Genomic DNA, 24,949 nt, shown 5'->3' with positions numbered 1-24,949 from the left:
TTCCTCCTTTTTTTGTGAAATATTTTGTTTTTTTCTATTTTTATCTATATCTTCTACGTATTTTTGCCGAAGGTATATCCATTAATTTGCGATACTTGGCTACCGTTCTTCGCGCCACCTTTATCCTTTCTCTTTCTTGTAATACTTCAGTTAGTTTTTGATCAGAATAGGGCTGAAAAATATCTTCTTCTTCAACATATCTTCTAATTAAATTTTTAATTTTTTCGTTAGAGATTTTCTCTGCATTATCCTGAACTAAACCTTTAGAAAAGAAATATTTCATATCATAAATACCCCTGGGTAGCTGAATCTTTTTAGACTTAATAGCTCTGGAAACGGTAGATTTATTTAAACCCAGAGCTGCGGCAGTCTTTTCTAAAGATAATGGTTTCAGATGAGTTACTCCTTTTTCCAGAAAATCTTGCTGATAGTTTATTATAAATCTGGTTATATTATCAATAGTATTTCTTTTTTGTTCTAAACATCTTAAAATCCAACGCGCAGAGCTTATTTTCTTTCTTAAGTATTCCAGAGTTTTTTGAGATTCACTCAATTTTTCCTGAGAAAATGGTTCTTTTCTTTTAATTTTTTCAGCTTGTTTATATTCTAACAACATCTTCTCATAAATAGAATTAATTCTTATATCTGTAAAAATATTTTTATTCTCAAAAATTTCATATTGGTTATTAATTTTTCTTATAATAATATCAGGTATTAAAAAATATATTTCATTGTCTCGAGAAAAAACCCTACCTGGTTTTGGATCAAAATTCTTCCTTAAAACATCTAACAAATGTTGTATTTCAGAATATGACAGGTCCATTTTGCGACAGATATCCTTAAATTCTTTCCTTGATAAATCTTCCAGATAAAACAATATTAATTTCTTGAGAAGCTCTTTTTCGGGTAATCTTAGATGCTTTAATTGAAGTAGCAAACATTCCTTCAAATTTCTAGCTCCCAATCCCGGTATAGAACAATTTTGAATTATAGCCAGAACCTGCCTTACCCTTTTGTCTGGTATATTTAAATCTTGCGCTGCTTCCTTACAACTAATCACTAAGTAACCATTATAATTAATATTACCAATTAGATACTCACCAATTTTAAATTCAAGTTCATCTCTAGCCATTATTCTAAAATGCAGTAAGAGATGCTCTGCTAAAGGTATTTTATTTAAAACCGCATTCTGCTCTTTTATTTCTTGCTCTTGCACTATAGTGGGCATATTGTTATTATTTCTTGAACCTTTCCAGCTGGAAAAGTAATCTAACAAAGCTCTGTCATCTGGCCAATTATTATCATTGTTATGGATTTTTGTTGCTACATCTTGCTCTGGATAAGAAACTTGGTTAAAATCTACTTCCAAAACCGGATTTTCCTGGGATTCCTTTTCCAGCCACCGGTTTAATTCAATTATATTCATCTGTAATATTCTGATAGATTGGTACATTTGAGGTGAGAGCTGCAAAGTCTGTTTCTGCTCTATAAACAGATTTTGTTCCATTAAAATACCCTCTAACTAATTATAAATAAACATTTTGTTATTATTTCAATGAGACTAACTTATCTACAGGATATTCAAGGGGAAGAATTCCCCTTGAGAACCCCTAAGTCAATCACGAGCTTAATATTTATTAATTCCTTTAATGTCTTCTTTTTTATAAAGTTAATAAAAATCCTTATCCAGTTAAATATAGATTAAGATGGGTTTACTTTAAGCCAGAATTTATTTATATTATAAGCTCAATCATATTTTATCACTAATTATTTATTTTTTTCAAACAACCTCAAAAAATAATATTAATTCTTGGTTCTGTTCCTTTGGCAGTTAAATTTCGTTTGCTGGCAAATTGTATTCTGCCAGTTGTTTAATCTTTTTCAAGCGATGATATATCCCTGACTTAGTGATGCCCCCTCCCAGGGTATCAGCAAGCTCCTGGATACTGGCATAGGGATGGTTTAGACGGATTTTAATTACCTCTCTAAGATTAGGAGATAAATTTTCCAGACCAACGTTCTTTAGTACTAAGTCGATATAAAATAATTGTCGGGAAGCCGAAAATATTGTTTTATCTAGATTGGCTGTTTCACAATTAACTAATCGATTTACGGTATTTAAAATATCTTTTCGTGCAATAATATCTTGAAGGTTTAACAATGCTCTCTGTACTCCGATAAAACGTAAAAATTCAAAGATTTGTTCACTCTTTTTAATATAAACAGTCCACTTCTTTTGCCAGAAGCTTATTTTGGTAAAAAACGAGGAATGGTGTAAAACATCCCCAATCATTTGTGCCACCTCCTTAGAAGGACAGGCAATCTCCAGATGATACATTCTCTCAGGGTCATTAACAAAACCACCTGCTAAAAAGGCTCCTCGCAAAAAGTCTTGCTCAGAAAAATTTCTTATTATTTCTTCTTTGTTTCTGACTGTTCCTACTCTTCTTAAATCTCCCCTAACATTTCTTGTTAATTGAAATTGCTTTAAGATTAATTTTATTTTTTGTGTATTAGCAACAGATATATTATAAATCTTCTTTTTATGGTTTTTCTTTATTATGTCTATTTTAGCTTCGTAGCGAAAAGCTCTCTTCACTAAAAAATAAACTACCTTAATCATAACTGGATTATCAAGAATAATTAATAGCTTACTGGAGGAATCAATTCTGCCATTCATTATTATAAAGGCTAATAGCTCACTTTTTTGCTCATAATTTTTTGACGGAATTATGCGAGCTAATTCTTGTTTTACCAGTGGTGAAAAATACAATTATTTTTTCTCCTTATGAATAATGTCTATTATCAGTTTGGCTAACCTTTCAGAATGATGCCGGGCAAAATTGTATTCTGATAACAACTCCTGCCTCAATACTTTTATCCTTTTATCAAAATCAGGAGGTAAATCGTCCTTAACCATAAAGGCTCCCTCCTTTTTATATTTTGCTGCTACCTGCTTACTTAATTTCTGACTATTAAGCAAGACATAATCTAAGCAATTATTAGGTAGGTATTTTATGATTTCTTTTACATGCATTGAAACAGTATAGTTATCGGTTTCTCCAGGTTGGGTCATAACATTGCAGATATAAATTTTGAGCGCTTCAGATTGATAAATTGTCTCTGGAATGTTTTTCACTAACAGATTGCATATCACACTGGTATAAAGACTACCCGGACCAAGAATAATGGCATCAGCTTCTTGAATCGCTTGAATGGTTTCCGATAAAGGCAAAACTGAAGAGGGTTGTATAAAAATACTTTCAATGCCATTTTTACTCTGAGATATTTTATCTTCACCTCTGATAAGCTGTTTATTTTTTAATTGAGCACAAAGGGTGACATTCTCAATTGAAGAAGGAAGGACCCTTCCCCTAATTGCCAGTATCTCGCTCGACTTTTCAATAGCTTTAGAAAAATCACCACTTACTTCTGACATAGCTGTAATAAATAGATTGCCAAAACTGTGCCCCTGCAAACTACCATTGGTAAATCTATATTGGAATAATTTTTTCATTAATAATTCTTCAGTAGAAAGAGCTACCAGGCAATTTCTAATATCACCAGGTGGAAGAACGCCCAATTCATCTCTTAATTTGCCGGAACTACCACCGCTATCAAAGGCAGTTACCACAGCAGTAATATTACTGGTATACTTTTTTAAACCTCTTAATAAGGTATAAAGACCGGTTCCACCTCCAATTACTACTATCCGGGGTCCTTTCCCTAATTTTCTCTGTTCATAAATAATTTCAGGCACCAGATCAACCTGCTTGGGTATAATAGTTTTCAGAATTGACCGATTTATATTGGAAATACCCAAAATAATTAGTAAAGACCCGATAATAATTAAGATTAAACCAGAAAGATGTGGAGCTATTTGATAATAAATAAATAGATTTTTTATCTGATTCTTGATCCATAAAAATCTAGTGAGATCAATAAGGTAAATCAAACCTACTGCCATAAGAATTATGCCTGATAAGACCATGAGTAAAAAACGTTTTACTCTCATTCCGGGATAAAACCACTTTAATAGTGATTTTAAATGGTAATTTCTTTTGATCATTTTATATCTTAAAACTTCTCTTTAAATATTTTTTCTTCCTTTCTGATATCTCTATGTCTTACAAAAACAGGATAACCTTTCGATCTTAACCGATGAATAAGTTCATTCACCAGGAAAACTGAACGATGCCTTCCTCCTGTACAACCAATAGCAATAGATAGATAGTTCTTACCCTCTTTTATATAATATGGTATGAGAAAATCAATTAAGGAAAAGAATTGCTGAATGGATTGTAGTGATATAGGAAATTGTAGCAAATATTCCTTAACTTTTTCGTCTTTTCCAGATAGTTCACTAAGTTTGCTATCATAAAAAGGATTAGGCAGAAACCTGGCATCCAACACTAAATCAACATCAATGGGCAGACCGTATTTATAACCAAAAGATATTAAATTAATTTGTATTTTACCGACTGCTTCTTTCTGAAAGTATTTTCGAATCTCCCTATTGAGCTGCTTGGGATCTAAATTGGAGGTATCTATTATTATACTTGCTCTGGATTTCAGGTCGTTTAGTTTTTTTCTTTCTTCTTGAATATTATCTAAAATGCTGTGAGATATTTGAAGAGGGTGCTTTCTTCTTGTTTCCCCAAATCTTCTCACAATAATTTCATCCCTGGCTTCTAGAAATAATATTTCCGGAAAAATATTCATGGTTTCTAATTCTCTCAACGATTGCTCCAGTTCACGTAAAAATATCTCTCCCCTGATATCAATAACAAAAGCTATCTTAGATAATTTCCCCTGTGACTTCAGACACAGCTCAGAAAATTTTGGAATTAACTGAGGAGGTATGTTATCAACACAAAAGAAATTCATATCCTCAAAAACCTTAATAGCAACGCTTTTCCCAGCACCAGATAATCCACTGATAATAACAAGTCGAAAGCTTTTCATACTAACCTCAATAATGTTTTTACATTTTCTCCGGAGCTTGTATCCCTAATAAGAAAAGAGCGTTTTCTAAAACAACTTTAATGGCACAAACTAGGTATAACCGAGCTTCAGAAAGTTTCCTCTCCCTACCAATAACTTTAAATTCAGTATAATATTTATGAAATAGGCTGGCTAACTCATGCAAATACCCAGCAATCAAATAGGGTTTACACTGGAGTGAGCTTCTTTCCACCACCTTTATAAAAGAGGATAATTTCTTAATAATTTCCAGCTCTTCCTTTTTATCCAGTAACTTCAGGTCAATTAGTTCTTTCTTTTTATCATTTAAAAAAATATTCCTTATTCTCCCTTTTTCTATTATACTGCATATACGGGCATAAGCATACTGGATATAAAAAACAGGATTTTCCATGGATTGGGATTTGGCGATATCCAGATCAAACTCGGTATGACTGTCATGGCTATACATCAGAAAAAAATATCTAGCAACATCTTTGCCAACCTCTTTTAATAAATCCTTTAAAGTAACAAATTGTCCACCCCGGGTACTCATTCCAATAGTGTTGCCGCCTCTAACCAGAGTAACAAATTGCACCAATAGTACTTGAAAAGACTCTTTATCATAACCCAATGCTTGAATAGCAGCCTTCATCCTCTTAATGTAACCATGATGATCAGAGCCCCATATGTCAATCAGAGTATTAAAACCTCTGCTATATTTATCATTGTGGTAAGCAATATCAGAAGCAAAATAAGTAGCCTCACCATTATTTCTGGTTACGACTCTGTCTTTTTCATCTCCAAAATCAGTTGACTTAAACCATAGGGCACCTTTATCACTATAAATAAATCCCTCTTGTATTAATTTCTCAATGACCACTTGTACCTTATTTTGGGTGTAAAGAGATTCTTCACTAAACCAATTATCAAATTCTACTCCAAAAATGGTTAAATCCTCTTTTATATCTTGTAAAATTCTCTGTTGAGTATAAGCTTTAAAAAAACGAATTGTATTCAGATCATTTTTCCCCTTAAACTGTGCTTTATATTTATCCTTAATTTCTTTAGCCAGAGTGACTATATAATCTCCCTTATATCCATTTTCCGGGAATTCAATCTCTTCCCCTAATAATTGTCTATAGCGTACCAAAACTGATTCCCCAAGAATATCCATTTGCTTGCCATGATCATTTATATAATACTCTGTTGCTACCTCATAACCAGCAGCCTTTAATATTCTAGAGAGTGAGTCTCCAACTGCAGCACACTTTCCATGGCCAACATGTAAAGGACCGGTAGGATTAACACTGACATATTCTACTAATACTTTTTCACCCTGTCCTATATTGGAATGGCCAAATCTACTTTTTTTGGTCATAATTTCATGTAACACATTATACAATATGTCATTTTTAAAATAGAAATTTATAAAACCTGGTCCTGCTATTTCAATTCTATCGAACAACTCCCGGTTATTCTTTTCAACTTCCTGTACAATAAACTGGGCTATTTTCTTGGCATTGTCTGATATTATGCCAGATAATTGTAAGGCAATATTAGCAGAAAGATGTCCGTGAGTGGGATTTTTTGGTGTTGTTAAAATAATTGCAGGAATGGTTTTTAGCTCAATTTCACTCTTTTTCAGGTATTGTAAAACGGATTCTCTAATGATTTGTTTTAAGCTTTCATCGTTAGTTTTATTAAGCAATATAATTCTCCCTCTCCTCTGTTTTATAATTTATTTTGTTACTTAATGAGGGTATTACTATAATAATGGAGCGCCCGAGAAGAGTCGAACTTCCAACACGGGGCTTAGGAAGCCCCTGCTCTATCCATTGAGCTACGGGCGCTCGAAACCGAACATGATATTGTCAGGGGAAGTATCCCCTGAAACCCCTCAATTAATTAGTATATAGTAGTGCGTTGTTTGTATTGCGTTTTTGGTTTTCAGTTCATCTTGATAATAAAAATAATGTGTTGCTGATATTTTATCAAAAATTTTACCAAGTAAATATAATTTCAAAAATTCTTTTGCCAATTATTTTAACATAAAAAATATGGATTAACAATTTGATAACAAATACATTATTACAGAATAATTAATTTTAGTTACAATATCATTAGTTTAAGTAGATTATTTGTTTAATAATTAATAATGGTGGCAGGATACAAAGTGTCCCTTCTCTATTTCTTTTAACTGGGGTTCCACATTGGAGCAAACTTCCATCACTTTCTGGCATCTGGGATGAAAACGGCAGCCTGTTGGAGGATTAGCCGGACTGGGTACATCACCCTTTAATAAAATTCGTTTTCTCTTGAAATCAGGATTGGGAACCGGAACTGCAGATACCAGCGCCTGGGCATAAGGGTGAAGAGTATTATCAAAAAATATATTTTTAGGTGCAATTTCTACAATCTTACCTAAATACATCACTGCAACCCTATCACTGATATACTTGATAACACTTAAATCATGAGCAATAAATAGGTAGGTAAGATTAAATTCCTTTTGTAATTCTTTAAATAAATTAATTATTTGCGATCGGATAGATACATCCAGTGCTGATACAGCTTCATCGCAAATTATTATTTTGGGATTTAAGGCTAAAGCACGGGCAATTCCTATTCTTTGCCTTTGTCCACCACTAAACTCATGTGGAAAACGATCCATATAATCAGGCGGTATCCCTACTCTTTCTAATAACTCTCTGACTCTTTTTGTTCTTGTTCTATTATCTAACAGGTTGTGGGTAACTAATCCCTCAGCTATAATATTCTTTATCTTCATCCTGGGATCAAGAGAACTATAGGGATCCTGAAATATAATCTGTAAATCCTTTCTATAGCTTCTCATCTGCTTTTTATTTACTCTGGTAATGTTTTTCCCCTGAAATATAATTTCTCCAGCGGTAGGTTCCTCTAAACGGAGAATGGTTAGAGCAGTGGTTGATTTACCGCATCCTGACTCACCAACCAGACCCAGAGTTTCCCCATTATAAATATCAAAGTTAATATTATCAACTGCTTTAATCCAGCCTACCGTTCTTCTAAAGACACCTTTTTTAATGGGAAAATATTTAATTAAATTTCTCACCGATATTAATTGATTATTCAACTGCTGTTAACCTCTTGCTAAAGGAAATCTTTTCCGCTTCTTCTTTTACTCTATCCACATACCAGCAACGAATCATATGATTATCTTCAATTCTTTCCAGCAATGGCTCTTCCTTCTTACATTTCTCAGTAGCAAAAATACAACGGGGATGAAACTTGCATCCCAAAGGGAAATGTAGCGGGTCCGGCACTATACCAGGTATTGATTCTAACTTTTCTAAATCTAAATCTAATCTTGGTATAGAAGTAAGCAAGCCAAAGGTATAAGGATGGAGAGGAGAAAAAAATATCGAACGGGTGTCAGCATATTCCACAATCTTACCAGCATACATAACAGCGATACGATCAGCAATCTCAGCTATTACTCCTAAATCATGTGTAATCATAATTAATGAGCTGTTAAACTGCTGTAAAAGGTTTTTCATCAAATCTAATATCTGAGCTTGAATAGTAACATCTAAAGATGTGGTTGGCTCATCCGCAATAAGCAAAATCGGATCACAAGCTAAAGCCATAGCAATCATAGCTCTCTGCCTCATTCCTCCACTTAATTGATGGGGATACTCATCTACCCGTTGTTGTGGAATAGGTATTCCTACCTTTTCTAAAAGATCAATTGCCTTATTTCTAGCTTCTTGATTACTCATTTTATAATGTATTTTTAAAGATTCAGAAATTTGATAACCGATAGAAAAAACAGGATTTAAAGAAGTCATGGGTTCCTGAAAAATCATGGCAATCTCTTTTCCCCTTATTTTTCGCATCTGGTTATCGCTTTTTTTAAGTAAATCATCCCCTTTAAAGACAATTTGACCTTCAACTGTCTTGCCGGGATAATCCAGTAATCTAACAATAGAAAAAGCAGTAACACTTTTACCGCAACCTGATTCACCAACCAATCCCAGAGTTTCCCCTTGATATACTTCAAAATCAACACCATCAACAGCTTTTACAATTCCATTTTCTGTAAAAAAGTGGGTCTTTAGATTTTTTACCTGCAGTACTGTCTGCTTATTATTATCTCTCATCATAATTCACCCCTCAGACGCGGATCAAAAATATCTCTCAGGGTATCTCCTACTAAATTCCAGGAAAGGACAAATAAAACTATAAATATCCCGGGAAAAAATACCGCATACCAATATTCTCCAGCCTTCCCTGGTGAACCAATAATCCAATTACGAGCAAAACTAACCATTTGACCCCAATCTGCATATCCTAAAGGAGCTCCAACTCCTAAAAAGCTGAGAGCTGCAGCAGTAACTACCATTGAACCGATATTCATGCTTGCCTGAACTAACACTGGGAAAATGGTATTGGGTAGTAAATGAAAGAAAATGATACGGAAATCTTTTACTCCTAAAGCTTTGGCTGCCATAACATATATCTCTTCTTTGGTACACAAAATACTTCCTCTTATGACCCTGCTATATCCCATCCAGCCAAAGGCAATAAGTGCTATCATTACCTTGTCCAAGCCTCTTCCTAAAATTGTAGTCAAAACCATTGCCGCAACTAAAAAGGGAATGGATAAAAAGATATCAGTTAAACGCATTAACAATTCATCTATCCAACCGCCAAAATAAGCGGCAATTGAACCCCCAATAAGACCAATTAACATAGAACAAGTCACAGTGATAATCCCAACACGAAACGCTGTTCTGGTTCCCCAGATTAATCCGTAAAATATATCATAACCACCCTGGGCAGTACCAAAAATCGCTTTATCCCTGGTAATAGGTTGTCCCAAACTTTCATAGATATATCTCATATCATCAGAGATGGGAAATCCTGGTGGCTGTGGTTCTACATCCCAGGACATACGAGGTATTTGATAAGGATCGGGAAATAAAGGAGGAGCAATATAGGGAGCAAAAATAGCGATAAGAACAAATATTAGAAGAAGTAATAAACCTATCAGCGAAGTTGTGTTACTCAGTAATTTCTTAATTATTCTATACATTTTGTTATCACTCCAATCTAACCCGGGGATCAATTAAAGCGTAAGAAATATCTACAAATAAATTGCCTATTACCATCATAAAGGCAAATAATAGAGCAAATCCAATGACTGATCCATAATCCAATTGCTGCGCAGAAGAAGCAGCCCAAAAACCCAGTCCAGGATAGGTAAATACTGTCTCAGTGATAACCACACCCCCCAGCATTTGAACAATCATCATTCCGGCTACTGTTACTACAGGTATTAGAGCATTCTTTCGGGCGTGCTGATGGATAACACTTTTTTCATCTACTCCCTTAGCTCGAGCAGTACGGATATAATCTTTTCTCAGAGTTTCCAGCATACTAGAACGGGTAATTCTAAGTAAATAAGCCCAGTTAATATAAGAGAGGGTAATAATTGGTCCAATTAAATGCTTTATGGCATCCCAGAAAATATCGAGACGTCCATTTAAAAGAGCATCAATAGTAATAAAATAGGTGTAATTCTTAAAACTATCACCGCTATATACAACATATTGTGCCCAGGTACTTAACCTTCCGGGTGGCAACCATCCCAATATGCCATAAAAGATAAATAATACTAATAAGCCAAAGATAAAGGTTGGTAAGGACCAGCCAATTATAGCCGTTACCCTGATAGTCTGATCCAGTAAATTATTATGATGGACCGCAGAGATAACACCTAACCAGATTCCCACCAGAATAACCGGTATAATGGAATAGAAAACTAATTCTAAAGTTGCCGGAAAACGTTGCATAATAGCCTCCCAGACCGGTTGATTGGCAGTGGGAGACCAGCCAAAATCAAGCTTTACTAACGACTTCAGCCAATAAATATAGCCAGCAGGAAATTGATCATCCAGATGATACTTATCAATCAACCGCTGAGCTGCCTGTGGATTTTTCAGGACACTAGGATCGTTAATATAGGTTGCCAATCTCTCCATGGGACTTAACAGCGAAAAAAGACAGAATATCAGGAAGCTTACTCCTAATAGAATTAAAGGCAGCATCAAGAGACGTCTTATAATATAAGATAACATTTTCTCTTCATTCCTCTTTATAGAAAACTTAAATCTTTTTTCAATTTAAATATAACAAATTTACCAAGAATAAAATTTTAAGGAGAATCCTTGCCCTTAAGATTCCCTGAAAATAAGATCAAGATTAATATTTAATATTACTTTGAATATCCTGTTTTATAAGATAATACCTTTATATAATAAATCCTAATTTACTTAAGGCATAAATCTTATTAATTATATTTTATCATAAAATCTAATTGGTTATTCATTATTAATAAAAACACAATGGAGTGGAAATTATAATTACTTCCACTCCATTTTTATTTTATTAATTACATAACATCAGTCGCAATCACAGGAAAATAATATTAACATCTTGCTTACTCTTTGTAAATATAGTAGAAATCAGCACCTTGCGGCATACCAGATATTATCGGATTATAGTACCACCCCTTAACCCAGTCTCTCTGGACATGGATTCCGATAGGCTGGTATAGATAGAGCGCCACAGCCTGTTCATGAGCCATTCTGGTCAATTCTTCATAGATGTTCTTCTGCTCTTCCGGATCAACTGATTTCAGTGCCTTCTCGATAAGCGGATCTATATTCTCTTTTGCCCAATCTACATATGTCTTTCCGTAATAAGCACTGTATGTCCCATTGCTCCCCAGGTAAGTGGGTGCCCAGTTGTGAGGATGGGGATAATCCGCCAGCCAACCGATGGTGTACATGGGAAGTTGTTCGGCTAGGAACTGTTTCAGGTAGGATGACCACTGCACACCGACCGAGGTAAGCTCGAACTTGGGATTCACCATTCTGGCATAGGTAGAAAGCATATCACAAACATTTTTACGGACATCATTCCCTTCATTGTAGAAGATATTGAATTTGCAACCCTTTTCCCAGAGCTCTCCACCCCAGGCTAACTTGAATTCCTCTGTTGCCTTTGCTATATCAAATTCAAAGTATAATTCTGGATCTTCTGTGTAACCATACAATGGATCAGGAAATGGTCCGGGATTACGTTTTGCCTGTCCCTGCATTGATTTTTCGATATTAATATCATAGGGGAACAAGTAGGAAAATCCTCTTCGAACATGAATATCCGAGAAGAAATCAGGCGGAATTCCCTCTCCATCTAATTTACCACTTCCTAAATTAGCATTACCTTCAGCATTTAGCAGCCAGGGCATATTTGTTACAACATTAGATAATTGAGGTAAACCAGTGATCAGTTCAGTTTCTTCCATAGCTTCCACTTCGTTCATATTGGTTACCGGGACATAGCAGATATCTGCATCACCCCTCTGCAGCATTAGCTTCCGGGTAGTCCACTCATTAATATACTGATAGACAACCTCTTTTAACTTAGCAGGTCCTCTCCAATGATCATCAAATCTCTCCAGCATGATAGTTTCTTCTGGAACCCATCTTACCAATTTAAAGGGACCGGTACCGTTTGCTATACTATATAGTGGATCCTCCTCATTTTGTGGATCATGATAATTCCACCAGGTATCTGCTTGATGATCCCAAGCACCCTGTTCGATAGACCATTTTTTACTGATAATGGACGACCATCCACCACCATGAGCCAGGATATTCAAAAACGGCGCATATGGTTGGGCTAAATGAAAGACAACATTATTGCCTTGAACCTCCACTGCCCTATCCACATAATCAGTATAGACTTTAATCATGGCCTCTTCATATTCAGGTAATAGCTCACCATCTTCATTAAACATATCAGCATAATTTTCTACACCAGCTAGTTCAACAGCAAGTTCTTCGATACTAATGATCCCTAAAAGCGGTTCTAACAACATCCAACAGGGACCCCCAGCACGATCAAAGATCATACCTCTTTCAAAACTGTATTCCACATCCTCTGGTGTCATAATTTCCCCATTATGGAAACGAACACCGTATCTAATGGGGAAGATATAGTCTAAACCACCATATTTGATTAATCCATTATCGGCTGAAGGTACTTGTAAGGCGAGCATTGGTACAAATTTTTCAATACTCTCTCCATCATAAGCAATCAGGTTATCGTAAACCTGGAAAATAACTTCACCACTTGCTGTGTCATAACTCCAATGAGGATCCATAGTTTCCGGCCCGCCAATCAAGGCATAAACAATTCTATCGGGATTAGGGATCTGAGCAGTAACCATGGCTCCCATTCCCATTATTAATGAAATAGCTAAAATTATTGATAATAATTGTTTATTCAATCCATTTTCCTCCTTCCATTTTATATTTTTATAAATAATCTTTATTATTTTATTGCACTACCCCTAATCTTTCACCTCCCCCTATTTAAATTGTTTTGTTTTCCCTGTCTCTTTTTGCTTTCTCCTATTTTAAATTCAATTAGACTTTAGCTTATCATTTTTAACTTGCTTAGTTAATTGGTCACCCATAATATTATATATTATATTAAATAAAATAGGAATATTTTATTAATTATTTTAAACAATAACCGGTTGTCCGGAGGCAAGTTTGGCACCCTTTAATAAATTATCTAACTCTTCTCCTTCCAGGGTTTCTTTTTCTAATAGTTTTTCCGCTATCTTCTTCAATTTTCTTTTATTTTTAACTAGTATATCTTTTGCTCTATTATAAGCATTTTCAATAATTTTTTCCACTGCTTTATCAATTTGAAAGGCAACTTCATCACTATAGTTTCTATCTTCAGAGATATCTCTGCCTAAAAAGACTTGGTGTTCTTTTCGTCCCAGAGTCATAGGACCAAGGGATTCGCTCATTCCAAATTCAGTTACCATCTGTCGGGCAATCTTGGTCGCTCTTTCTAAATCATTCTGAGCTCCAGTAGTAATATCTTTAAAAGTAAGCTCTTCGGCAACCCTACCAGCTAAAAGGACACTTAATCTTTCCATCAATTCAGATTTACTGATGAGATAGCGATCTTCAGTAGGTAATTGTAAGGTATATCCCAGAGCCGCACTTCCTCGAGGGATAATGGAAACCTTATGAACCGGATCGCAATTAGGAAGTAGCTTCGCAACTAGGGCATGACCAGATTCATGATAGGCTACGATCTCTTTTTCTTTTTCATTCATAATTCTACTCTTTTTTTCCGGTCCCGCAATTACTCTATCAATAGAAGCTTCAAAATCTTCCATATCGATATATTTTTTGCCCTTACGGGAAGCTAATAATGCTGCCTCATTAACTAAATTAGCTAAATCTGAACCAACAAAACCAGGTGTTCTTCTAGCTAAAACTTTCAAATCCACATCTTTAGCCAGAGGCTTCCCTTTGGCATGAACATTTAATATCTGTTCACGTCCAATTAAATCAGGGCGATCTACTACTATCCGACGATCAAAACGTCCAGGCCTCAGAAGAGCAGGATCAAGAATATCAGGCCTATTGGTTGCTGCAATGAGAATGACTCCTATATTTTGGTCAAAACCATCCATTTCAACCAATAGCTGGTTTAAAGTCTGTTCTCTTTCGTCATGTCCGCCACCTAAACCGGCACCCCTGTGACGACCAACAGCATCAATTTCATCCATAAAGATTATGCAGGGTTTATTTGCTTTGGCTTGCTTAAATAAATCTCTTACCCTGGAAGCTCCTACTCCTACAAACATCTCCACAAAATCAGAACCACTAATGCTAAAAAAGGAAACCTCTGCTTCTCCAGCAACCGCCCTTGCCAATAAGGTTTTCCCGGCACCCGGGGGACCATAGAGAAGTACTCCTTTAGGTATTTTCGCTCCTAGCTGGTTAAACTTGGCCGGATTTCTTAAAAAATCAATCACTTCCTGTAACTCTTCCTTAGCCTCGTCAACGCCAGCTACATCAGCAAAGGTAACTTTTGGATTTTCCTTTCCCAAGAGCTTCGCCTGGCTTTTTCCAAAAGACATTACTTTATTTCCACCACCCTGCATCTGTCTCATCATAAATATCCATATTCCAATTATTAAAGCCATAGGCAAAAGGGAAGAAAGTACGCGCATCCACCAGGATAATTCTACAGGTGCCTTAGCTTCAATATTGATATTTTTACTGCGTAAAATAGTCATTAATTCTGGATCATCCGGTAAATAGGTAGAAAATTTTTGATTGTCATTGAGCACACCAGTAATAGTATTTCCAGAAATGGTTACACTATTAACATTATTTTTCTCAACTTCATTTAAAAATTGAGAATAAGATATCTCTCTTATTGAAGAAACTGGCTGGAATAAAGAACTGAGAATAGAGATTACCACTATTAATATTAACAAGTATAAACCGGCATTTTTGAAATTTCTGTTCTTTAAATTATCAGGATCTAATTTCGCCAATTATTCATTTCTCCTCTTAATATATAAATTATTTAAAATGCTTTTCAAGTTTAAATGCAAGGTAATTTTAGCACATTTCAAGAATAAAGACAAACAGATTACTATTCTCTTTTCACGCTGATTTTTACCTACCTTTTTTACGAATCCTGCCAAGTAACACTGATGCCTGCCAGGATTCCTAGTTAAAAAATATTCAGTTTAATATCTTATTATTTAGAATACAATCTCTAATTAAAACATTGTTCCCTTCCAGGAAAATGCTCATTTCTAACTAAACATATCCTGGCCGAGTATAAAAGAATAAAAAGCTACTGCTACTAATTTAAATCTTGGATATTGATTCTTTAATTTGTTAATTATACTATAATAAATACTAATGAGCTGATTTAAGAACCAAAATATAAGGAATATTACGGTATAAACCATTAAAATCCAGACCATAGCCCACAACAAATCTATCAGGTATATCAAAACCACAATAATTAATGGGAACTTCAATCTTTCTTCTCTCTTTTTTATTAAGCAGAGCACATACTTTCAAACTGGCAGGTTTTCGTGACTGTAGCATTCTCAACAAATAATCTAAGGTAAGGCCGGTATCTATAATATCTTCGACAATCAATACATCTTTCTTTTCAATATTCTCATCCAAATCTTTCAAAATCCTTACTACTCCGGAAGATTCAGTAGATACCCCATAGCTGGAAATAGATATAAAATCAATTACCATAGGCACTCTGATATAACGTGCCAAATCAGCCAGAAATATAATAGCACCTCTGAGTACTCCGATACAAAATATTTCCTTTCCCTTATAATCATGGGAAATCTGATTTCCTAATTGCTCAATTCTTTTTTGAATTTGATTTTCAGGTATTAAAATCTCTTCTATCATTTCCTGTTCTATCATTTTTAATATTCCTCATTTTTGATCATAAAATACTTCTTAATTTCCACTCATTTTTATTTTATCACACAATCAGTTTAAATTGATAATTAGATTGTAATCTGTTTAATATATAATACTTTTTTGGTTTTTCTAGTTACTTTAAACCGATCATCTACTTGGAAGCCAGCAATCCAGACAATACGGTTAGAATTATCAATAACCAACATTATTTTGTCTCTCTCATAACGGGCTATTTTCTGATCAATAAAGTAAGATTTAACTTTTTTTAAAAAAATGCTATTTAACGGTTGAAACCGGTCACCCGGTTTACGACTCCTAACCTTTAGTGGTAGATTAATCTTATCGTAATCCAAATAAGTCTCATTTTTATTAACGTTACTGACTATTCTCTCATAATCTGACGAGTCATAGTCATATTGTTGAACAATAAATTTCAAGTTTAAATCGGTAATTTTAGTTTCTCTGCCAAGATCTATTCTATATTCTAATGGTTCAAATACTTTTTCTTTATGAGAAGTTTTAAAGTCATGAATAAAATCAAATATTAGTTCCTGATAACTTATTCTTACTCTTATATTGCCAGGTAAATCGAGAAATTTTTCACCCTCATCCTTTAGGCTCAACTGCCTAATCGCTTCAATATGATTAAATTGAATATCCTCTAAAAAAATCTTAAAATGTCTTAACACCCTTCGGATAACTGAGCGTTGAATGGCAATAGGCCATTCTCTCAATCTATAATTGTCCAGAATAGTAATAGAAACTCCTTCTTTTTTCAATGCTTTTAAATAATACTGATCAGTTATTTCTTCCCAAATATCCAGCTCATCATTAACTATATTCTGCAACTGTAGCAAATTTTTATCTATTACAGGATTATACTCTTTCTTTAATAAAGGGATTAATTGCTGTCTTATTTTATTACGCAAATATCTGGGTTCTCTGTTGGAGGAATCGAGACAATAAGCGATATCCCTTCTCTTGCAGTAAGCTTCAATTTCTGAGCGAGTACATTCAATTAAAGGTCTGATAAAGATACTTCTCTTAGGAGGAATGCCTCTTAATCCTCTTAAACCACAACCTCGAATAAGTCTCATTAGCATAGTCTCTACCTGATCATCTGCATGATGACCCAGGGCAATTTTTTGAGCTTGACAGTTATGCAGTAGTTCCTTAAAGAATTGATAGCGCACAACTCTACCGGCTTGTTCAATTGATAAACCTTTTTCTCGGGCGATTTCAGGAACAGATACGGATAACTGTTGAAAAGGAAGATTTAAATGGAAAGATTTCAGTCGAACAAAACGTGCTTCAATATTTGCCTCCTTTTTTCTAATACCATGATGGACATGAGCGATAACTAAAGAAATCTTGAATTGATTTTTAATCCGATTCAAGATATCGAGCAGACATATAGAATCGGGACCTCCTGAAACAGCAAGAATAACCTTATCTCCCTCTTCTATCATTTCATACTTTTCAATTGTTTTAATTACTTTTGTTACTAATTTATCCAAATTATCAAAATCTTTAATCTATTCCGGGAATTTTAATACTTTAAAAATTTGATCTTTATTTATCATGGACATGGTGGCGGTGCTGAGATTCGAACTCAGGACACTGCGGGTATGAACCGCATGCTCTAGCCAGCTGAGCTACACCGCCAATATGATAATTTGCGAAGATTACTAATAAAAAGATAGCAATTTACTTAATTAATATTAATAAAACCTCTAATAATAATGTTATAGAGGTTTGATTCTATATAAAATGGTTGCGGGGGACGGATTCGAACCGCCGACCTTCAGGTTATGAGCCTGACGAGCTACCTATCTGCTCCACCCCGCTATATAATTATTTTTTATATTACTATAATACTTAAAAAATTGCTTTTTAATTTTAACATCATTAAATTGCAAAGTCAATTATTAGCTTATTAAATTCGCAACTTTCCAATCTTGATAGGTGCCGGAGGCCGGAATCGAACCGGCACAAGCTTTGCAGCTTCCAGGATTTTAAGTCCTGTGCGTCTACCTATTCCGCCACTCCGGCAAACTTAAATCATTATAAAATAAAAGATAATAGACGTCAATAGAACTTCTTTAAATTAATCTTTATATTTTTTTTCTTAGCTCTTCTGTAATATTCTTAAAAGATTTCATAAATTTATCAGATCGTACTTGGTTATTTTTTTATTGATTTATATAAAATCTCATTTGGTTTAACTAAATCTAACTCTTCCCGGGCAATTTTTTCAACATAGGAATTGGTATTCAACAAATCTATCTTCTCAGATAGTAACTTGGTATCTTCCTCAAGCTCATGAACCTCTTGCTCCAATTCAGTTATATAAGATTTTATCTCTAGAATACGAGCATATTTCTCTGAAAAGACAAAGGAAATATAAAAAATTAATAATAAAATTATAGCCCAGGTTATTTTAGATTCCAAAAGAGATTTTAAATAAGACATTATTTCGGAAAAACTCCCTTCCCCCTATAAATTGCCTGCTCTACTAACTCTTCCTCAATCCTCAATAATTGATTATATTTAGCAATTCTATCAGTTCGACAAAGAGAACCAGTTTTTATCTGTCCTACATTGGTTGCTACTGCCAAATCCGCAATGGTAGTATCCTCTGTTTCACCGGAACGGTGAGAAATAATACTGGTAAAACCAGCCCGTTTTGCCATTTCAATAGTATCCAGTGTTTCAGTCAAAGTACCAATCTGATTAAGCTTAATAAGAATGGAGTTAGAAGCGGCTAACCGAATACCCTTTTCTAAACGAACTTTATTAGTTACATAAAGGTCATCTCCCACAATCTGAATTTTATTTCCCAACCTTTTTGTGAGCTTAACCCAGTTTTCCCAATCGTCTTCTGCCAATCCATCTTCAATGGAAATGATAGGAAATCTTTCTACCAACTCTTCATAGTAAGCAATCATTTCTTCGGGGGTTCTTTCCACACCCTCTCTAGTTAGTACATACTTTCCATCTTTATAAAACTCAGACGCTGCCGCATCGAGGGCAATATATATATCTTTTCCTGGCTGGAAGCCAGCTAATTCTATAGCTTCCAATATCACTTCTAATGCCTCTTTGCTGGACTTTAATTGCGGAGCAAAACCTCCCTCATCACCTACTGAAACATTATAACCTTTATTTTTCAATACCTTCTTTAAAGATTGAAATGTTTCAGCAGCCATACGGTAATTTTCAGCAAAATTTAGCCCTCCGACCGGCACAATCATAAATTCCTGGATATCTACACCGCTATCGGCATGTTTTCCTCCATTTAGAATATTCATTAATGGTACCGGTAATTCCTTGGCATTGATACCGCCAATATAACGATAAAGAGACAATCCCAGATATTCTGCCGCAGCCTTAGCTACTGATAGTGAAACACCCAGGATAGCATTAGCACCTAATTTGCTTTTATTGGGAGATCCATCCAGATCAATCATAAGCTGGTCAATATAACATTGCTCCAAGGCATCTATTCCTATTATCTCAGGAGCAATTATTTCATTGACATTATTTACTGCTTTTAAAACACCCTTTCCGTTATACCTTCTCTTTTCTTCATCTCGTAACTCAACAGCTTCATAGGTACCAGTGCTGGCACCTGAAGGAATTTGAGCTATTCCCATAAATCCACTTTCCAAATGAGCTTCTACCTCTATAGTGGGATTTCCTCTTGAATCAAGAATTTCTCGGGCATAAATGTCAACTATACTACTCATCAATTACCTCCTTATAAGGATACAAACCTATTAAAATACTATAATATCAAATTTACTTACTATATAATAATAATTATTTTCCTAAATATTTAAAAAGTAAGGTTCCCAGGGTAAAATATATTATTAAACTACCTACATCAACAATGGTAGTTATTAAAGGTCCACTAGCGATTGCTGGATCGATTCTTAAATAATTAAAAACTAAAGGTAATAGCGTTCCCATGGTAGCAGCAAGAATTACAGTGATACATAAAGACAAACCAATAGTAATACCTATAGTATAACTTCCTTGCCAGAAATAAGCCACTGAAAAAATAAGCAATCCCACTGTAGTACCAATGAGAAAACCAACCTTGGTCTCTGCCCAGATATTCCTCCATAACTCATCCAGCCGAAGTTGACCGGTAGCCAGTCCTCTTACCGTTATAGTAGAAGATTGAGCTCCCACATTTCCCCCCATAGCCATAATAATAGGAATAAAAAAAGCTAATGCAACTACCATCTCTAAAATATTAGAATGAAATTCAATCACTGTTCCGGAAACAAGCTCCCCGACCATACAGACCAACAACCAAGGCAATCTTGCTCTTGCTCTTTTTGCCGAACCAGTCTTGATTAATTTGTCTTCATAAACCTCAGCTGAACCGACCATCTTGTGGATATCTTCGGTTACCTCTTCTTCTAAGACATCAATAATATCATCAACAGTAATGATACCAACCATCATACCTTTTTTATTAATAACCGGTATAGCTAGAAAATCATAATCAGAGATAACTCTGGCAGCTACTTCGCGATCTTCTGTATCTAGGACGCTAATAACATCTTCTTCCATAATCTCGGATATCTTTTTATGAGAATCTGCTACAATTAAATCCCTTAATGATAAAACACCGATTAATTTATCTCTGTTATCTAGGATATACACATAATATATCATTTCTGCTTCGGGGCTCATTTCGCGGATATGCTGAATAGCTTGTTCTACAGTCAAATACTCCGGAAGTGTCACAAACTCATTGTTCATGATACTACCGGCAGTATTCTCCTCATATTTCATTAGTTCTTCAATTTCTTCAGCTTCTTCTTTGGGCAATAAATCTAATAATTCTCTAGATTCTTCAGGAGCAATTTCTCCTAACAAATCGACTGCATCATCAGTATCCATTCCCTTTAATATCTCAGAAGCCTGTTTTTTGCCCATAGCGTTGAGTAAATCAGACTGTAATTCAGTATTTAATTCAGAAATATATTCGGCTACTTTTTCTTGGTCTTTGATAAATTTGAATATTTCAACAATCTGTTCGGGGGAAAGCTCTTCAGCTATTTCGCTAAAATCATTGGGGTGCAGATCGCCAATTAAGTTTTTTAATTCCTCTACTTTATGTTCGTTTAAAAGTTGCTTGATTTTTTCAACTATCATTCTTTCTTCCATATGTTTACCCGCAGATAAAATTAAATAATACTCCCACGCAGGAGTATTTTTTAAAATACTCAAAAAAGAGAAATAAGGTATGTTCTATATAAGTTATTATCTTTATCCTCTTTTTATCTTTATTTTTTACCTTTCCACCTGATCTACAAAGTATATTGGCACTTACTTCGGATTTAAATTAAAAAATAATACCTTTACATAACATAAACCTTGGGGTCAAACAGTTTTAGCGCACCACCGCCATTTCACAAAAGGTAATTTCTTATGGTTAAATTAATTACTGAACATTATAATAGAAAATTACTAACCGTTATTCGAGATTAATCTTTTCTTCTTTCCTAATCCGATACAGCTGAGAGGCAGATAAAACTGAAATATTACCATTCGGTATTTTCAAGACCTCTATCTCTAATATTTTATGTCTGAATTGAATCTCAATTTTATCAAAAACCTTAATAGTATCACCGGCTTTAGCAATCTTGCCATTTATTTTTACACAATTATTATCACAGGCATATTTTGCTTCGGTTCTTCTTTTGATAACTCTACTTTTTTTTAAGAATTTATCTATTCTCAACAGTTTCTTATTTCAATCCTTAAATATACTCCAGGGAATTATTCCCCTTGAGTATCGCATTTTTAAAATTTCAATAATACTAAATATTTATTCTTTCTTTTTTAATTGAGGGAAAAGTATCACTTCTCTGATCGAGTCACGATCGGTAAAAAGCATTACTAGTCGATCAATGCCAACACCCATCCCTCCAGCAGGAGGCATTCCATACTCTAATGCTTCAATATAGTCATAGTCTACAAAATTTTGATTTATCTCTCCCTCGCTCTTATTCCCTGCTTGTTGCAGGAAACGCACCTTTTGTTCCAGAGGATCGTTTAATTCGGTAAAAGCATTGGCTATTTCCATACAATTAATAAAAAGTTCAAAACGTTCTACCAGGTGGAGATGACCTGGCTTTTGTTTAGAAAGAGGAGAAACCTCTACCGGATAATCAGTAATAAAGGTGGGCTGAATTAAAGTATGCTCAACATTTTTTTCAAATAGTTCATTAACAACTTCACCCTTTGACGCATTCTTAGACAATTCAAGTTGATATTTATCAATCAAATCTCCTAAATCATCATGCTTCACCTCATCAGGATTGATACCGGTAACTGTTTCAATTGCCTCATACATGGATAACCTTTTCCAGGGAGGAGTAAAATCAAGCACTTGTCCTTGATACTGAATGATCAAGGTCCCTTTAATTTTTTTCAAAATATCACAAATCATTTCTTCTGCTATCTCCATCATTACCCGATAATCAGCATAGGCTTCATATAATTCTAACATAGTAAATTCTGGATTATGTTTGGTTGAAATTCCTTCATTACGGAAATTACGATTCAATTCATAGACCTTCTCTAATCCCCCAACTAACAATCTCTTTAAATAAAGTTCTGGGGCTATCTTTAAATAAAGGTCCCGATGCAAACTTAAATGGCGGGTAACAAATGGGGTAGCAGTAGCTCCCCCAGGAATGGGCTGTAGCACAGGGGTTTCTACTTCCAGATATCCCTTATTATCCAGAAAGTTTCTAATAAATTTTATAATTTTACTTCTTTCGATGAATAGTTCTCTAGTCTCAGGATTGCTTATTAAATCAAGATAACGCTTTCGATATCTAATTTCGGTATCAGTTAATCCATGCCATTTCTCCGGTAAAGTTCGTAAAGTTTTACAGAGTAAAGTAAATTTACTTGCCACTACTGTTAACTCACCGGTTCTGGTTTTAAATACTGAACCGGTAATACCAACTATATCTCCCACAGAAATATCTTTAAATACCTCAAATGAATCAATACCAATAAGATTTGATTTGACATAAATCTGTATCTTTCCAGTCTGATCTTCCAAATCAGCGAAAACTGCTTTACCATGTTTTCTGAGAGCCTTAATTCTCCCGGCAATCACAATATTTTCATTGGAAGGTTCATCATTAGCAATATGGTTATATTTTTCAATAACCTTTATTATTGGTTCCTTTCCGGGAAAACGCTGGCCAAAAGGATCGATCCCCTGTCTTCTTAACTCTTCAATTTCTTTCATTTTTTCTTCTCTTATCGATAAGACATTTTTTCCCTCTTTATTTTGCTCAGTCAATGATTTTCACTCCTTGCTTAATCAGCAAATTAAAAATTGCCTTTTTTTAATAAAATTCAAAATAATATTTATACTGATATATTTTATAATAGAAACACATTAAAAGTAAAATAAAAATATGATTTAATTTATGGGAAGGATATTAAATATGATATATTCAAAGATGTCTAAATTGGATTAATAAATATTACACTGAGAGCAAATTCAGGGAGTTTTAAGTGGAAGAATACTCCTTTAATATCTTAAAATTTATTTTTTTAAATATTATCTATCAACAAATTGATAATAAATAATTATTTTATCTCTAAAATTTTGTAATGTAAATTTCCAGCTGGAACTCTAATTTTAACTTTATCTCCGACCTTTTTCCCTAATATTGCCTTTCCAATCGGAGAAGTCATAGATATCTTCCCGGAACTTGGATCAGATTCAACATAATCAACGAGGATAAAATTAATTTTTTCCTTTTTCTTGAGATCCTCCACTACTATTTCTGAACCGGGAGAAATATAATTATTATCATTTTTACTTCTATCTATAATTTCACTATTTTCAATAATTTTTTCTAGAGTTAGAATTCGTCCTTCTATAAATGCCTGCTCATTCTTAGCTGAACGATATTCAGCATTTTCAGCAATTTCACCAAAAGCAACAGCACTACTAATCTTTTCGGCAATTTCCCTTCTTTTCACAGTCTTTAATTCATATAATTCTTTTTTTAGTTTTTCCAAGCCTTCCTCAGTAAGCATAAACTTCCGTTCGTTCATTTTTATGCACCTTAACCTTTTACATAAAATTAAAACTAAGATAAGAAAATGTATAATATGAAATTAAACTTACCTTAGTTACTTTAATTTATATATTCTATTAATTACCTTAATTATTTATTATAATTAATTTTAAATGAATTATAGAATATTTAACGTTTATTGTCAAGTAAACAATGCAGCCTTATAATGGTTGGTTCTATGAAGTTCTATAAGGAATTAAACTTTTTCTTAGCTACTTTTTGCTTTTCTTTTTTTCTTATTTTTTCTCTATGTTTGAACTTAGTATTTGCTAGTATACGACTACTTATTCTATGAAATGCAATCGTAGCAAAGCTACGGTGAATTTAATCCAAAGATATTAAACTATGAAAACCATCTTCAAAAAGATGGTTTTCATAGTTTAATAAGTTGTAATGCTCCCTATTAAGAGGACACATTTTAAGTTAGTACTTGCTCTTTATTTTTACCATATTCTTGATAATATTGACAAGGAGTTCGATAACCTAGACTCTGATGCGGGAAGTCCTGGTTATAGT

Annotated in this window: 19 protein-coding genes and 4 tRNA genes; all 23 read right to left on the bottom strand. The window is 34.2% G+C overall.

Annotated features, from left to right (window positions below):
- Positions 1-40: 40 nt before the first annotated feature.
- The gene (gene rpoN, locus PHD84_02090) at positions 41-1,507 is read right to left on the bottom strand and encodes an RNA polymerase factor sigma-54 (protein MDD5636595.1); all 1,467 of its coding nucleotides are present in this window, start codon (positions 1,505-1,507) and stop codon (positions 41-43) included.
- A gap of 324 nt (positions 1,508-1,831) precedes the next feature.
- On the bottom strand, positions 1,832-2,773 hold the full coding sequence (gene whiA, locus PHD84_02085) for a DNA-binding protein WhiA (protein MDD5636594.1): 942 nt from the start codon (positions 2,771-2,773) through the stop codon (positions 1,832-1,834).
- Positions 2,774-4,069 carry a YvcK family protein gene (locus tag PHD84_02080; GenBank protein ID MDD5636593.1) on the bottom strand — a complete coding sequence of 432 codons (1,296 nt, stop codon included), beginning with the start codon at positions 4,067-4,069 and terminating at the stop codon, positions 2,774-2,776.
- 8 nt (positions 4,070-4,077) lie between these two features.
- Entirely contained in the window at positions 4,078-4,965 is an 888-nt protein-coding gene (gene rapZ / locus PHD84_02075) for an RNase adapter RapZ (GenBank protein MDD5636592.1), read from the bottom strand.
- Positions 4,966-4,984: 19 nt separating this feature from the next.
- Complete coding sequence (gene argS / locus PHD84_02070; GenBank protein ID MDD5636591.1) at positions 4,985-6,673, bottom strand: arginine--tRNA ligase; 1,689 nt, start codon at positions 6,671-6,673, stop codon at positions 4,985-4,987.
- A gap of 66 nt (positions 6,674-6,739) precedes the next feature.
- Positions 6,740-6,815 (bottom strand) — tRNA-Arg (locus PHD84_02065).
- A gap of 299 nt (positions 6,816-7,114) precedes the next feature.
- On the bottom strand, positions 7,115-8,080 hold the full coding sequence (locus PHD84_02060; GenBank protein ID MDD5636590.1) for an ABC transporter ATP-binding protein: 966 nt from the start codon (positions 8,078-8,080) through the stop codon (positions 7,115-7,117).
- Complete coding sequence (locus tag PHD84_02055; GenBank protein MDD5636589.1) at positions 8,073-9,110, bottom strand: ABC transporter ATP-binding protein; 1,038 nt, start codon at positions 9,108-9,110, stop codon at positions 8,073-8,075. Before PHD84_02055 ends, PHD84_02060 begins: the two co-directional genes overlap by 8 nt.
- The gene (locus tag PHD84_02050) at positions 9,107-10,042 is read right to left on the bottom strand and encodes an ABC transporter permease (GenBank protein ID MDD5636588.1); all 936 of its coding nucleotides are present in this window, start codon (positions 10,040-10,042) and stop codon (positions 9,107-9,109) included. The genes PHD84_02055 and PHD84_02050 overlap by 4 nt, the downstream gene beginning before the upstream one ends.
- 7 nt (positions 10,043-10,049) lie before the next feature.
- Positions 10,050-11,087 carry an ABC transporter permease gene (locus tag PHD84_02045; protein ID MDD5636587.1) on the bottom strand — a complete coding sequence of 346 codons (1,038 nt, stop codon included), beginning with the start codon at positions 11,085-11,087 and terminating at the stop codon, positions 10,050-10,052.
- A gap of 362 nt (positions 11,088-11,449) precedes the next feature.
- Positions 11,450-13,306 (bottom strand): ABC transporter substrate-binding protein, encoded by a 1,857-nt coding sequence (locus PHD84_02040; protein ID MDD5636586.1) that lies wholly within the window; start codon positions 13,304-13,306, stop codon positions 11,450-11,452.
- 237 nt (positions 13,307-13,543) lie between these two features.
- Entirely contained in the window at positions 13,544-15,391 is a 1,848-nt protein-coding gene (ftsH, locus tag PHD84_02035; protein ID MDD5636585.1) for an ATP-dependent zinc metalloprotease FtsH, read from the bottom strand.
- Between the two features lie 373 nt (positions 15,392-15,764).
- Complete coding sequence (gene hpt, locus PHD84_02030) at positions 15,765-16,301, bottom strand: hypoxanthine phosphoribosyltransferase (GenBank protein ID MDD5636584.1); 537 nt, start codon at positions 16,299-16,301, stop codon at positions 15,765-15,767.
- Between the two features lie 86 nt (positions 16,302-16,387).
- The gene (gene tilS, locus PHD84_02025) at positions 16,388-17,818 is read right to left on the bottom strand and encodes a tRNA lysidine(34) synthetase TilS (GenBank protein MDD5636583.1); all 1,431 of its coding nucleotides are present in this window, start codon (positions 17,816-17,818) and stop codon (positions 16,388-16,390) included.
- A 71-nt stretch (positions 17,819-17,889) separates the two neighbouring features.
- A tRNA-Met gene (locus PHD84_02020) sits at positions 17,890-17,966 on the bottom strand.
- 106 nt (positions 17,967-18,072) lie between these two features.
- Positions 18,073-18,149 (bottom strand) — tRNA-Met (locus tag PHD84_02015).
- A 118-nt stretch (positions 18,150-18,267) separates the two neighbouring features.
- Positions 18,268-18,353: transfer RNA gene (locus PHD84_02010), tRNA-Leu, on the bottom strand.
- A gap of 132 nt (positions 18,354-18,485) precedes the next feature.
- Positions 18,486-18,773 (bottom strand): septum formation initiator family protein, encoded by a 288-nt coding sequence (locus PHD84_02005; GenBank protein ID MDD5636582.1) that lies wholly within the window; start codon positions 18,771-18,773, stop codon positions 18,486-18,488.
- Complete coding sequence (eno, locus tag PHD84_02000; GenBank protein ID MDD5636581.1) at positions 18,773-20,050, bottom strand: phosphopyruvate hydratase; 1,278 nt, start codon at positions 20,048-20,050, stop codon at positions 18,773-18,775. The genes PHD84_02005 and eno overlap by 1 nt, the downstream gene beginning before the upstream one ends.
- Before the next feature lie 73 nt (positions 20,051-20,123).
- Positions 20,124-21,473, bottom strand: a complete 1,350-nt coding sequence (mgtE, locus tag PHD84_01995; protein ID MDD5636580.1) for a magnesium transporter — start codon at positions 21,471-21,473, stop codon at positions 20,124-20,126.
- 322 nt (positions 21,474-21,795) lie between these two features.
- A complete protein-coding gene (locus PHD84_01990; GenBank protein MDD5636579.1) occupies positions 21,796-22,062 on the bottom strand; it encodes a S4 domain-containing protein in 267 nt (88 codons plus the stop codon).
- A gap of 87 nt (positions 22,063-22,149) precedes the next feature.
- Entirely contained in the window at positions 22,150-23,589 is a 1,440-nt protein-coding gene (gene lysS / locus PHD84_01985; GenBank protein MDD5636578.1) for a lysine--tRNA ligase, read from the bottom strand.
- Positions 23,590-23,936: 347 nt separating this feature from the next.
- On the bottom strand, positions 23,937-24,410 hold the full coding sequence (greA, locus tag PHD84_01980; GenBank protein ID MDD5636577.1) for a transcription elongation factor GreA: 474 nt from the start codon (positions 24,408-24,410) through the stop codon (positions 23,937-23,939).
- Positions 24,411-24,949: the final 539 nt, after the last annotated feature.

It is taken from the genome of Atribacterota bacterium (assembly GCA_028717805.1).
Taxonomy (GTDB): Bacteria; Atribacterota; Phoenicimicrobiia; order Phoenicimicrobiales; family Stramentimicrobiaceae; genus Stramentimicrobium.
This window is presented reverse-complemented; position numbering and strand designations above follow the sequence as displayed.